Source organism: Sphingomonas sp. CFBP 13714, from assembly GCF_014842205.1.
Classification (GTDB): domain Bacteria; phylum Pseudomonadota; class Alphaproteobacteria; order Sphingomonadales; family Sphingomonadaceae; genus Sphingomonas; species Sphingomonas aerolata.
The window spans coordinates 131038-144065 of sequence record NZ_JACYVG010000008.1 but is presented as its reverse complement, the minus strand read 5'-3'; the positions used below and the strand labels follow the sequence as shown (position 1 = coordinate 144065).

11 protein-coding genes and 1 riboswitch are annotated in these 13028 nt (G+C 67.5%); of the genes, 3 read left to right on the top strand and 8 right to left on the bottom strand.

Annotation, left to right across the window (positions count from 1 at the left end; all coding sequences use genetic code 11):
• The first annotated feature begins 279 nt into the window (after positions 1-279).
• Positions 280-975 (top strand): murein L,D-transpeptidase catalytic domain family protein, encoded by a 696-nt coding sequence (locus IFT54_RS17310; RefSeq protein WP_031439528.1) that lies wholly within the window; start codon positions 280-282, stop codon positions 973-975.
• Here the strand turns inward: IFT54_RS17310 and IFT54_RS17305 are convergent.
• From IFT54_RS17305 to IFT54_RS17280, 6 genes are all read right to left on the bottom strand, one after another.
• Positions 972-2054, bottom strand: coding sequence for a glycosyltransferase family 2 protein (locus IFT54_RS17305; protein WP_192071513.1), 1083 nt, complete (start codon positions 2052-2054; stop codon positions 972-974). The two genes, IFT54_RS17310 and IFT54_RS17305, sit on opposite strands and share 4 nt — an antisense overlap.
• Positions 2055-2150: 96 nt before the next feature.
• A complete protein-coding gene (locus tag IFT54_RS17300; RefSeq protein WP_244649155.1) occupies positions 2151-3971 on the bottom strand; it encodes a DUF885 domain-containing protein in 1821 nt (606 codons plus the stop codon).
• An 80-nt stretch (positions 3972-4051) separates the two neighbouring features.
• Complete coding sequence (locus IFT54_RS17295; RefSeq protein ID WP_031439525.1) at positions 4052-4351, bottom strand: hypothetical protein; 300 nt, start codon at positions 4349-4351, stop codon at positions 4052-4054.
• Between the two features lie 17 nt (positions 4352-4368).
• Positions 4369-7218, bottom strand: coding sequence for a M16 family metallopeptidase (locus IFT54_RS17290; RefSeq protein ID WP_192071512.1), 2850 nt, complete (start codon positions 7216-7218; stop codon positions 4369-4371).
• 158 nt (positions 7219-7376) lie between these two features.
• Positions 7377-8492 carry an extracellular catalytic domain type 1 short-chain-length polyhydroxyalkanoate depolymerase gene (locus tag IFT54_RS17285; protein WP_192071511.1) on the bottom strand — a complete coding sequence of 372 codons (1116 nt, stop codon included), beginning with the start codon at positions 8490-8492 and terminating at the stop codon, positions 7377-7379.
• A 113-nt stretch (positions 8493-8605) separates the two neighbouring features.
• Positions 8606-9454: a shikimate 5-dehydrogenase gene (locus IFT54_RS17280; RefSeq protein WP_192071510.1), complete on the bottom strand. Its 849-nt coding sequence runs from the start codon at positions 9452-9454 to the stop codon at positions 8606-8608.
• Positions 9455-9537: 83 nt separating this feature from the next.
• Between IFT54_RS17280 and IFT54_RS17275 the strand changes: the two genes are divergently transcribed.
• Together IFT54_RS17275 and IFT54_RS17270 are read left to right on the top strand one after the other, a co-directional pair.
• Positions 9538-10938 carry a UdgX family uracil-DNA binding protein gene (locus tag IFT54_RS17275; RefSeq protein ID WP_192071509.1) on the top strand — a complete coding sequence of 467 codons (1401 nt, stop codon included), beginning with the start codon at positions 9538-9540 and terminating at the stop codon, positions 10936-10938.
• A 53-nt stretch (positions 10939-10991) separates the two neighbouring features.
• Positions 10992-11624: a DedA family protein gene (locus IFT54_RS17270; protein ID WP_031439961.1), complete on the top strand. Its 633-nt coding sequence runs from the start codon at positions 10992-10994 to the stop codon at positions 11622-11624.
• On the opposite strand, the gene IFT54_RS17265 is transcribed toward IFT54_RS17270, so the two are convergent.
• Both IFT54_RS17265 and IFT54_RS17260 read right to left on the bottom strand, forming a co-directional pair.
• Complete coding sequence (locus IFT54_RS17265; protein ID WP_192071508.1) at positions 11615-12307, bottom strand: DJ-1/PfpI family protein; 693 nt, start codon at positions 12305-12307, stop codon at positions 11615-11617. The two genes, IFT54_RS17270 and IFT54_RS17265, sit on opposite strands and share 10 nt — an antisense overlap.
• Before the next feature lie 18 nt (positions 12308-12325).
• Positions 12326-12403: riboswitch (ZMP/ZTP riboswitch) on the bottom strand.
• A gap of 77 nt (positions 12404-12480) precedes the next feature.
• On the bottom strand, positions 12481-12948 hold the full coding sequence (locus IFT54_RS17260) for a hypothetical protein (protein ID WP_192071507.1): 468 nt from the start codon (positions 12946-12948) through the stop codon (positions 12481-12483).
• Between the last annotated feature and the right edge of the window lie 80 nt (positions 12949-13028).

Here is a 13028-nt window from a genome sequence, read left to right as displayed (position 1 = left end):
CGCACGACGATGCGCGCCCGTACTTCCCATAGAAACGCCCCAAGACCGCGCATCGGATGTGCCGCGTCAGGACCGATCGTGTCGCCCGATATGGCAACCCACTCCGACGCCGCTGGCCAGCCGGAGAGTCACCTCGCCGCGCACGCGCCTACGACGAACCGCCTCCTTCCCGGGGCGGACAGAAGGAACATCACGACAACTGGTGGAAATGGTTGAGGAATGTTCATCATTTCTACGCTATAGAGAGGGTCACGGGATTGGGGTTTTTCGGGAATTTCGATGTACGATGAACAGGGCGCACGGCGAGATCGTCGTGCCATTCTAAAGAACGGCCTTGTATTGGCCGGTGCACTTGCAGTTCCGAGTGCGGTATCTGCAACACAACGTCTTACGGCACGCGATTTGAAGCCGATGACTCAGCCACCATTGCCGCGTTCGCCGGCGATGCCGATTTCGTCGTCACGCGTCGTGCGCCCCGAATTGCTGCGCCAGGCGATGGCCGCGCTGGGTCGCAACGGCAGTCGGATCCCGCATCACGACCGGATCGCGATCGCCGACTTCACCGCCTCGTCCTCGCAGCCGCGGTTCCACTTCGTCGACCTCGCCAGCGGCCGCAGCACGTCGCTGCTCGTGTCGCACGGCAGCGGGTCGGACCCGGCGCATACCGGCTATCTCGAGCGCTTCTCGAACGCGTTCGGCTCGAATGCGTCGTCGGAAGGAGCCTTCGTGACCGACGATTATTATGTCGGCAAACATGGCCGGTCGCAGCGGCTGATCGGGCTCGATCGCACCAACAACAACGCGCTGGGACGCGCGATCGTCGTCCATTCGGCGTGGTATGCGAACAAGGACATGATCGCGTCGCACGGCATGCTCGGCCGCAGCCAAGGCTGCTTCGCGGTCGGCGAGAAGGATCTCGACCAGGTGTTTGCACGCCTGGGTCAGGGTCGGATGATCTTCGCCGCGAAGGTCTAAGACGCGCGCGCCGGTTGGTGCATCGCGCGGCGTACGCCGCCGATCGCCCCGGACCATAACAGCGCGGGCAGCCCGGCATAGCCAAGCCCGAGATGCGCCGGCCGTGCGGCAAGCAGGTCGGCGACCCCGAGCGTCCCCGCGCGCAAGCCGGCCCGCCCGACACCGCGCCAGCGCCGCGCGGTTTCCCATCGGATCAGCCGGCGATCCTCCCCCGAACAGTGATGCCGCGCAAGAAACTCGGCCTGGATCGCCCCCAGTGCGCTGCCCAGCGCCATCAACCCAGCACGATCGCGCACCGGACGCCGTGCCAGGATGTGCGCCACGATCAGCGCCGCGATCGGGCGCGCCTGTTCGCCGAACAGATCCGCATGCCGCTCGGCCAGAATCGCCGCGGCCACGGTCTCCATCCGCTCGGTGAACCTCTTCGAGACCCCGCCCGCGTGCACGCGGTACACCATCAGCGGCTCGTCGAGGCGCGCGATCGCGCCGAACCGGCGGATCCGCTGATACAGGTCGAAATCCTCCGCATAGAGCCGCTCGGGCCGCATGAACGGATCGAGCCGCCGCGCCGCGTCACCCCGGATCATGATCGATGACCAGATCAGCGGGTTCTCGATTCCTGTCAGCCAGTCGATGAGCATGGGCGTGGTGATCGCGGCATGGTCGGACGGCCTGATCACGCCGTCGACGAGCAGGTCCGCCGCCGTGCCGAGCAGCACGGTCGCCGGGTTCGCCTCCAGATACGCGACCTGGCGGGCGAAGCGGTCGGGGCGACACAGATCATCGGCATCGAGCGCGGCGATATAGCGGCCCCGCGCTGCAGCGACCCCGGCGTTGCGCGCCAACACGGGGCCGCCATTGACCGGCATCGCCACCAGCCTGACGCGCGGATCGGACCAGCCCGCGATGCAGGCACGCGTCGCGTCGGTCGAGCAGTCGTCGACGACGATCACCTCGAAATCGATGAAAGACTGCGCGGCAAGGCTGTCGAGCGTGGCGGGCAACAAGGCTGCGCCATTATACACCGGCATGACGACGCTGATGACCGGATCGGGCCTTGGGCGGACGGCATGCGTCATCGAGGGGGAGCGCTCGGCATTCCCCTCCCCTTGCACGGTCAGGCTTTAACGGGCGATTACGTAGAGTTACGCGGCCCGTCGCTCAGCGCCCGTCGCTCAGCCCTTCGCGATCCAGGCATCGCCGATCTCGCGCAGCATATCGAGCGGCACGCGCCCATAAGCGAGCACCGCCGCATGATAGGCCTTGAGGTCGAATGCCGTGCCCATCTTCGCCTTGGCGCGCTCGCGGATATCGACGAACACCGAATGGCCAAGCTTGTAGCTCGCCGCCTGGCCCGGATTGACGCAATAGCGCTCGACCTCGCGAGTCGCGAAGCCCTCCGCCTCGCCTTCCGCGTCGATGAAATGGCGGATCGCCTGTTCGCGGGTCCAGCGCAGGTGATGGATGCCCGTATCGACGACACAGCGGTTCGCGCGGAACAGCTGGAACTTCAGATAGCCGAGCCGCCCGAGCGGATCGTCGTCATACATACCGATCTCGTCCGCGAGCTGTTCGGCATAGAGCGCCCATCCCTCGCCATAGCCCGAAAAGCTCGTCATCTTGCGGATCAGCGGCAGCCGGGTGTTCGACAGCGCGAGCCCGCTCTCCATCTGATGCCCCGGCAGTCCCTCATGATAGACCGTCGTCGCGAGGCAGAATTTGGGCCAGTCGGCGCTGTCCTTCAGATTGAAATAGACCAACCCCGGGCGCGAGCCATCGATCGCCGGTGGCTGCGCGAACGCCGCGGCGGCACCGGCCTCGGTCTGCGCAGGCACGCGCCGCACTTCGAAGCCATAAGGTGGCATCCGCTCGAACACGCTGGGCAGCTTCGCGCGGATCGCCGCGAGCCGGTCGTTGCAATAGGCGATCGCCTCGCGCTTGCCCGCATCGGTGTTGGGATAGAGCTGGTCGGGATTCTTGTAGAGCGCGGCCATCCGCGCGCCGATGCTCCCCTTGCTGTACCCCTGTTTGCGCAACAGCGTATCGAGCTGCGCCGACAGCATCTTCGCCTGGTCGAGCCCGAACCTGTGCACCTCGTCGGGCGACAAATTGGTCGTCGTCGTTGCGTGCAACGCGGCGGGATAGAAGGCGGCGCCCTCCTTCAGCTTCCACACGCCCGCATCATGCGTGGCCGTCCGGCGGAGGTCGCGGGTGGCCGCGATCTGCCGGTCGAGCGCTGGCAGCACCGCCGCGTCATAGATGCGCGCGGCATCGCGGCCATAGCTTTCGCCCAGCCCCTTGGCCGCCGCGCGCCGGACGAGACTCTGCACGACCAGCGCCTCGCTTGCGGGCTGGCGCGTCTTGGTCATCTGGTCGAGCGCGAGGTCGAGGATGAAATCGGGGGCGACCACGCCGACGCCCGCGTCATGCCGCATCCGCGCAGTGTTCGCGTCGATCTGTCCGGCAAACGCCTGGAGCCGCTGCAGATAGGCGTCGGCGTCGCCCTTCGTCTCGATCCGGTGCTTGGTGTCGAGGAAATCGGGCACAGATTGATACGCACCCGAGAGCTGCGACACGACATAGGGGCTGGGGCCATAGGACGTGCCGCCGAAATCGAACGCCTGCACCGCCGCCGCCGACCGCCGCGTATAGACCACGCAATCGAGGTCGATCCGCTCCGCCGGCGACAGCCCGGCGCGGTCGATCGCCGCAAGCTGCGCCAGCTCGACCTTGGTCTGCGCCCGCGCCGCGGCGATCCCTGTCGCCGACTGGTCCGACAGCTTGGCACGCAGATCGGCATTGGCACCCGTGTCGAGCCCGAGCGAGGTCGCGCTCTCGGGACTGCGCCGCAACTGCGCCTGGACGAGCCGGTCGAACAGTCGCGACAGCGGCGTCGCGGGCGCCTCGGCCGCCTGCGCGAGCGCCGGTACCAGCGACGCCGCGCCGCCCAGCATCGTGCCCGCAAGCACCGCACGGCGATGGATCTTCAAACTCATCCCACTCTCCGAAATGCAAACGGCCCGCCTTCCACCGGGAAGACGGGCCGTTTTTCGTCACGTCATGATGCCAGAGGCGATCAAGCGGTGCGCGTTCCCGACAGCGGGAAGCTGCCGAAGGCGCCTGCACCGACGGTGCCGGTCATCGTGTCGCCATCGACGGTCGCCTTGCAGTCGAGCGTCATCGGCATCGGCACGGTCATCGCCTGCTTCCAGCTCAGCGTGTCGCCATCGACCTCGCCGGTCACATCCATGCCGCCCATCGCACCCGACACCGCGCCCGAAAAGCTGGTGTCCGCGCTGTTCACGGTCAGCGTCATCTTCTGATCGCCGAGCGGCGACTTCACGACGCAATCCCAGCTGCCATCGACATTTGCCATGCTATTCTCTCCTTCGATTACTTGGCCTTGGCCGCAAGCGGCGTCACCGGAACCACCGGCAGCCCCGCGACCGAAGCCGCGCTCACGACCTCGACCGGCAACCCCAGGCTGTCAAGCTGCGGCTTGACCGTCTTGGCGTCGCCGACGACCACCCAGGTGAATTTCTTCACGTCGATGACGCCCGCGATCGCGGTGTTCAGCTGCGGCAAGGTTAGCGCGCCGTAGCGTCGCGTGATCGTCGCGTAATAATCGTCGGGGCGCTTCAACAAATCATTCTGCTGCATCGCGCCGAGCACCGCGCCCGACGTCTCGAAGCTGCCGGGCAACGCGCGAATCCCGCCGTCGATCGCCAGCCCGAATTCGGTCTTCGTCATCGGCTTGGTCGTCACGAACTGCGTCACGTCCTGCTGCAGCGCGGTGATCGACGGGCCGGTCTTGTCTGCCTGCACCCCGGCCGAAATACCGTAGGGCGCATCGAACGCGGCCGTCTGGAACCGCCCGCCCGCGCCGTAGGACCAGTGCTTCTCCTCGCGCAGGTCCATGTTGATCCGGCTGAGGAAGCTGCCGCCCAGCGCATCGTTCGCGGTGTTGAACACGAGCATGTCGTCGCTGCCCTTCAACCCGGTCCGCTGGCCCGCGAGAATCAACGACTGCGGGCTGTTGGGCCGGTCGACCAGCACGATCTTCGGTGTCAGCGGCGTGCGCGTCGTCGGGAAGCTCTTGACCCCCGCCGGCCCCTGCGCCGTCCAGTCGCCAAACCCGCGGTCGAGCACCGCCCTGACCTCGGCGAGCGGGCGGTCGCTGACGACGAAGATCTTTGCCTTGTCGGGGCGCAGCCACGCCTGCTGGAACGCGACCAGGTCGGCGCGCGTCAACGCGGCGACCGCTTTCGGATCACCGCCACCCTGCGCCTTGCCGTAAGGGGTATCGCCGTTGATCAGCTTGCCGATCACGCGGTTGCCCAGCCCTTGGGGGCTGGTCAGTTCCTGCTGGATGCCGGCCAGCTGCTGGTTGCGGACCCGGCCGACCTCCTCGTCCGCGAAGGCCGGATTGCGCGCGATATCGGCGAACAGCGAGACCGCGGGCGTCAGGTTCGCGCTCGGCACGCTCATCGACAGCGTCGTCCGGTCGAGCGAGGTGCCCGTCCCGATCGACGCGCCCAGCCGCTCGCGCGCCTCGGCCAGCGCGATCCCGTCGAGCGTCCGCGTCCCCTCGTCCATCACGCTCAGCGTCAGCTGCTGCGTGCCGAGCTTGTCCGCGACATCGGCGGCATAGCCCGCGTCGAAGCTCAGCACCGCCTGCGTGATCGGCACCGCATCGCGACGCGCATAGACGAGCTCGATCCCGTTCGACAGCCGCGCGCGCTCGACCGCGGGAAAGGCAAGCCCGGTCAGCGTACCGACCGCGGGAATACCGCCCGCGCGCGTGCCCTTGACCGGCGTCTCGGCCGCGGGCTTCACCGCGACCGCAGGCGGTACGACCGCCTCCTCATATTTGTCGCGCTCGCCGTCGACGACGGTCAGCGTGTAGGCGGGGCGCGTCAGCCAGCGCGTCGCGGCGGCCTTGACGCTCGCCGGCGTCTGCGCCGCGATCGCCGCCAGCTCCTTCTTGTAGTGGCCCGGGTCGTTCGCATAGAGCGCGCCGCCCGCCAGTGCGACCGCCTTGCCGCCGAACCCGCCGACCGATTCATAGCCGCGGATCCGGCCCGCAACGGCCTGCGTCTGGACGCGCTGGATCTCGTCCGCGGTCGGTCCGGTCTTCAGGAAGTCGGCAAGAATCTCGTCTAGCCGCTTCGACACGACTGCGGGGTCGACGCCTGGCCGCACGATCGCGCGGATCGTGAACATGCCGATCTGCGCCATGTCGCTGTAACCCGCGGACACGTTGACCGCGAGTTTCTCCTTGCGGACCAGCGCATTGTCGAGCCGCGACGAGGCGAGCCCGCCCAGCACCGTACCACCGACGTCGAGCGCCGCGGCATCGGGATCGAGCATCCCCGGCACCGCCCAGTTCTTGGTGATCATCACCGCTGCGACACGGTCCTTCATCACCTCGTTCACCGGCGCGGCAAGCGTCGGCACGGTGACGGTCGGCAGGACCGACTTGGGGCCCGTCTTGATATCGCCGAAAGATTTCTCGACTAGCGGCTTTGCGGTCGCCGCATCGACATCGCCCGCGAGCACCAGCACCGCATTGTTGGGCCCGTAATGCGAGCGGAACCAGTCCTTCACATCGGCAAGGCTGGCACGGTCGAGATCCGCCATCGACCCGATCGGGGTGTGGCCATAGGGCGTGTCCGCGGGGAACAGCCCGCCGAACAGCTTGTACTGGACGAGGCCGTAAGGCTGGTTGTCGCCCTGGCGCTTCTCGTTCTGGACTACGCCGCGCTGCTCGTCGAGCACGCCCTGCGTGATCGCGCCGGTCAGATGCCCCATACGGTCGCTCTCGAGGAACAGCGCGCGCTCGAGCGCGGCGGCGGGAACGGTCTCGAAATAATTGGTCCGGTCGAACGAGGTCGTGCCGTTAAAGTCGGTCGCCCCGACCTCCTTCAGCGGCGCGAAGAAATCGCCCGGCGCATTCTCGCTGCCGTTGAACATCAAATGCTCGAACAGATGCGCAAAGCCCGTACGGCCCCGCGGCTCGTGCTTCGACCCGACGTCATACCAGACCGACACCGCGACGACCGGCGCCTTGCGATCGGTGTGCACGATCACGCGCAACCCGTTCTTCAGCGTGAACTGCTGATAGGGAATATCGACCGAGGTGACGAGCGTGGCGACCGGCGCCGGCTTCGCGACCTGCGCGCCAACCGGCGCGACAAGCGCGGCGGTGGCGACGCCAGCTAGAGCCAAGAGCTTCAACGACATGGATTTTTCCCCGGAATACGACGACTGTTATACCAAGGTATAACAGTGGATCGCCGCCCCGCAAGCTGCCGCCTTCGCGGTTGGCGCGGATCTCGATCGATCCTTTGCGCCACGACCTGCGCCGCCCGCCCGTACCATTGCCGGATCCGCTCCAGTGGCTAGCGCAGCAGCCCCGCAGCGCGGAGCGCACCGTTGATCATGTCGCCGACCTGCGATCGGCCCGGACTGTGGCTCCATGGGTGCGGACGGGGCGATGCGGGCTTCGGCTTCGCGCGGGTCGCCGCCGCGCGCGCCGATGGGCGCTCGATCAGCCCGAAGAACGCGGCGCTGTGCAACGTCGACGAGATCCCCGCCTCCAGCATGTGCGGACCCGGCTGGCCGAGGCCGTCAGCGCCCGTCGTGGCCAGCGGTGTGCCATGGCCCAGCCCGCGGATCCGATACTCCTCGACCGCGGCACGGCCCTGCGCGTCGCGCCAGAGGCGATGGGCATGGCCTTCGACCTGTTCGACCTCGTCGGGTGCGTAGGCGAGCCCGTGCACGCCGCGCCACTGTGCGACGATCGCATCGGCATTGGCGGGCACCACGGTCGCATCGGCATCGCCGTGCCAGACCGAGACGCGTGGCACACGTCCGCCGGCCGGCGCCGCGCCGTCGACCAGCGCGGCCAGCGCGGGATCGGCGGGCAGGCCCCGCCCGCGCATCCGGTCGAGCGCCTGCGACATCGAGGTCGCGGTGCCATAGGGAAGACCTGCGATAATCGCCCCGGCAGCGAACAGCTCGGGATAGGTGGCGAGCATCACGCCAGCCATCGCGCCACCGGCCGACAATCCCGTCACATAGATGCGATCGGGATCGATCGCGACGTCGCGGACCATCGTCGCGATCATCGACCGGATCGACTGTGCCTCACCGCCACCGCGGCGAATGTCCTCGGCGTCGAACCAGTTGAAGCAGAGATTGCCGTTATTCGCGCGCTGCTGCTCGGGATAGAGCACGGCGAACCCGTGCCGGTCGGCGAGATCGGACCAGCCTGCCCCCCGGTCATACCCCGTGGCGGTTTGCGTGCAGCCATGGAGAACGACGACCAGCGGCATCCGCCGGTCGGACGTCGCCCCGGGCACATAGGTCAACGCACGCAACGCGCCGGGATTCGCGCCGAACGATTCGAGCGGGCGCAGGCGTGAGTCCTCGCCCTCCGGCTGCTCGGCGAAGTGCGCCGCCGCGGCGCGTTGCGCCTGCGCCAGTTGCGCGAGTGTTTCCGAAAGCCTGGCCATCGATCGTCCCGTCATGCGCGCCCGACGCCTTGACGCCCGGCCCCGTGAATGGTGCAGTGCAGCATATCTTGTGCCGCCCCTGCCCGATCACAAGGGTAAATCGCTGCCGGAGCTCAGCCGTGCGACCGCGCGAAGGCGGCGGCGTCGGCGACCTGCGCGTCGGTCGGGCAGACGCCGGTGTAGAGCACGAACTGTTCGAGCGCCTGAAGGATCGCGACCTCGGTGCCGGTGATGCAGCGTTTCCCCGCCGCCGCTGCGGCGCGCAGGAACGGCGTTTCCGGGGGATATTGCACGACGTCGAACGCAATGGCGCTCGTCGCGATCATCGCCGGCGGAAAGGCGAGCGCATCCGCATCGGCGCCCGTCATCCCCATCGGCGTGACGTTGATCAGCAGGTCCGCCTGCTCTTCGGTGTGAAGATCCGCGGCCCATGCGAAGCCATAGAGATTGGCGAGCGCACGCCCGGCGGGTTCGTTGCGCGCGACGATCACGCCGTTGCGAAACCCCGTGTCGCGCAATGCCGCGGCGACCGCCTTCGCCATCCCGCCCGACCCGCGCAGCACGAACCGCGTTGCCGGGTCGATATCCGCGATCAGCGCCGCGACCGCGGCATAATCCGTGTTGTGCCCGGTCAGCACGCCATCGTCGTTCACGATCGTGTTGACGCTGTCGATCGCCGCGGCCGAGGGCGCGAGTCCATCGAGCAGCGCGATCACCGCCTCCTTGAACGGCATCGAGATCGCGCAGCCGCGGATGTCGAGCGCCCGGATACCGCGCACCGCGCCCTCCAGGTCGCGGGTCGAGAACGCCTTGTAGACATAGTCGAGTCCGGTCAGCGCATAGAGCCGATTATGGAACCGCGTCCCGAAATTGCCCGGTCGCGCGGACAAGGACATGCACAGGCGGGTATCGCGCCCGATCAGCGGACGAGCGGGTTCCGGGGCTGAGGTCTGTTGGGTCATCGCCATAAAATAGGACGGCGATCCGCCGGGGTCGAGATACAAGCGCGGCGGAACAAGCGCCGCTACCCGGCGTAGAACCGGCGATGCGCGTCGTGACCCTTGCCGAACCGGACGATTTCGATGGCTGGCGCGATGCAGCGCGCGGCCTGATGGCCGATGACGTGCCCCCCGACGACGTGGTGTGGCAGGTCGGCAGTGCCCCGGCCGACCTGTTCGGGACGGTGCCACCGGATCCTCCTGCAGCATCCGCGCCGCGGGCTGCCTCCACGACCGTCTCGGTCCCGCGCGCGTTCCTCGATCTCGCCCGCAGCGTCATTCTCGGGAGCGATCCGGAGCGGTTCGCGCTGCTCTACACGCTGCTCCACCGCCTGCGCCGCGAACCCAAGCTGATCGAGGATCGGGCCGATCCGCTCGTGCGACGGCTCGACCGGATCGCGAAGGATGTCCGCCGCGACATCCACAAAATGCGCGCGTTCCTGCGCTTCCGCGAGGTCGAGGAGGAGGGCGAAACCCGGTTCGTCGCCTGGTTCGAACCCGATCACCACATCGTCCGCGCCAACGCCGCCTTCTTCGTCAATCGCTTCGCAAGCATGCGCTGGTCGATCCTGACCCCCGACGTCTCGATCCACTGGGACGGGACGATGCTCAGCGAAGGGCCGGGCGCCAAGAAGACCGACGCACCCGAGGGCGATCCGACCGAAGAGGTCTGGAAGACCTATTACGCCAGCACCTTCAACCCCGCACGCGTCAAGATCGGCGCGATGTTGAAGGAGATGCCCCGCAAATACTGGAAGAACATGCCCGAAACCGATCTCGTCCCCGGCATGATCGCCACCGCACAGGCACGCGAGAGCGGCATGATCGCGCGCGCGCGCGACGTCGTCGGCGGTAACAGCATGATCGCCTGGGAGGCGCTGCGCGACGAGGCCGCGGGCTGTACCCGCTGCCCGCTCTACAAGCCCGCGACCCAGACCGTGTTCGGCGAGGGACCGATCGACGCGCCGCTGATGTTCGTCGGCGAACAGCCAGGCGACCAGGAGGATCTTGCCGGGCGGCCGTTCGTCGGCCCCGCCGGTCAGATGTTCGATCGCGCGATGGCGGAGGCGGGACTCGACCGCAGCCGCGCCTATGTCACCAACGCGGTCAAGCATTTCAAGTTCGAGCAGCGCGGCAAGCGGCGCATCCACGCCAAGCCCGGCGCCGGCGAGATCGAGGCCTGCCGGTGGTGGATCGAACAGGAGCAGATGCTCGTCGCGCCCAAGGTGACGGTCGCGCTCGGCGCCACCGCGGCCCGCTCGCTGTTCGGCAAGGTGATGACGATCGGCAAGGAACGCGGCCGCGCGCTGCAGCTTCCCGGCGGCGGCGAGGCATGGATCACCGTCCATCCCAGCTACCTGCTGCGCCTGCCGGACAAGGTTCAGGCCGACGAGGAATATGCGCGATTCGTCGAGGATCTGCGTATGGCCGGCGCGCGGCTGACCTAGACGAACCGATTGGCCCTTCCCTTCGCGCGCCGCATCGCGCAAATCCCCGCGTCATGTTCGAAAAGATTCTGGCCGTGCTGGCCACCTTCACGATCTGGGTGATCTCGTCCGGCGGCTATGTTGGCATTGCGATCCTGATGGCGATCGAAAGCGCGTGTATTCCGCTTCCGTCCGAGATCATCATGCCGTTCGCCGGCTATCTGGTGTCAACCGGCCGGTTCGACCTGTATCTCGCCGCTACTGCGGGTGCGATCGGGTGCAATCTAGGTTCGATCGTCGCCTATGAGGTCGGCAAGCGCGGCGGTCGGCCGATGGCGGAGCGCTGGGGTCGCTATGTCCTGATCGGGCCGGGCGAGCTTGATACGGCGGACCGGTTCTTCGCGCGCTGGGGCAGCATGGCGGTGCTGATCGGGCGTCTGCTCCCCGTCATCCGATCGTTCATCGCCTTTCCGGCGGGTGTCGCGCGGATGAAGCTCGTGCCCTTCCACCTCTACACCTTCATCGGCTCCTGGCCGTGGTGCTTCGGGCTTGCCTGGGTCGGCATGAAGCTCGGTGATAAATGGGACAGCGATCCGCGCGTGAAGGCCGCCTTCCACAGCGCGGACCTGCTGATCGGCATCGTCCTGATCGCGCTGGTCGGCTTCTATATCTGGCACCGCGTCCGCGGGCTGAAGCGTCACCCGTAACCACGACGCCGGGCAAGCGCGCGCAGGTCTTCGTCACGCGTTGGTGCCAGCATCTGCACGCGGCGCTGGTACGCGGCGACGATCTCCGGCCCGGCCTGTGCGGGTGAACCGCTGTCAAACGGTGGCTGGGGATCATATTCGAGTGCCAATTGCACCATGCGTGCATGCGCCTCGCCGCGGATCAGCGCGATCAGCGTCAGCGCAAAGTCGATGCCCGCCGTCACACCGCCGCCGGTGACTCGGTTCCGATCGACCACGGTGCGCGCGTCGACGGGGATCGCACCGAAGAGCGGCAACATGTCACGCTGAGCCCAGTGGCACCCCGCGCGGTACCCGTCGAGCAATCCCGCGGCACCCAGGATCAACGAGCCGGTGCAGACACTGGTGACCCATGTCGCGCCTGCCCCGACGGCCCCCACCCATGCCATCGCTTCGTCGTCGGCGATGACGTCGTTGAGTCCGAAGCCTCCCGGGACGCAAAGGATGTCCGCGTACGGCACCTCGGCAAAGATCGCGGTCGGAAGGATCGAAAACCCGGCGTCGGTTGGCACCGGATCGCGCGTCTTCCAGACAAGATCGACCTGCGCCTCGCCAAGCCGCGACAGGATCTGGGCAGGACCGGTGAGGTCGAGCTGGGTGACGTTGGGAAACAGCAGGAAGGCGATACGAAGAGGGTCGCGCATGGCACAGGCTCCGTCCAGAGAGGCTGCCCAGGCGCGCGGCGGAACCGTCCGCGCTTCCCCGTGGTGATCCACTCGGCGCCAGTCACGCGGACGCGCCGACGCTATGCGGTTGTCTTTGACGACGCAACAGCATCGACGGGTTCGCGCCCTGCACGCAAACCGGTCGCGGCAGCCTAGGGGAGGACGGGCACCTCAGCTGCACGCTCCTTGTTTTCCCGGCGCGCTTCGCGAACGCGCTGGCCGAAGCATCCGGTTGCGCCGCCAGCGCCGACGGTCGAGCAGCTGCCGATGCTGTTCGCACCGACACCGGTGCCGAGCGTGCCTTGCGCCTTGGCCGCCCAGCTCTCATTTTCGGGCGTCACGGCGAACTCGCGCAACTCCTTGGGGACGCGATATTGCTCCTGCGCGCTGCGACGCACGCAGATGACGATTTCCTCGCCCTGTGCATTGGTCGGGCAGCGCTCGTTGCCGAACAGCGTGAGCACGCCATTGACCGGCGCGCTGCGCGACACCTCGCCCGGCGCGGAGGCGGGCTTGGCTGCGGGGGCACCGGGCTTGGCCGGGATTGCCGCACCCGACGTCACCGTCTGTGCAGCCACCGGGCTGGAGACCAGCAAAGCCGCCGCCATCATCATCCTCATACGCACCACTCCCATAATCCGTATCTGTTGGCCGACAGGATCGGCGATCGTCGGTGGCCCTAGGCTGAACGCCGCAACGC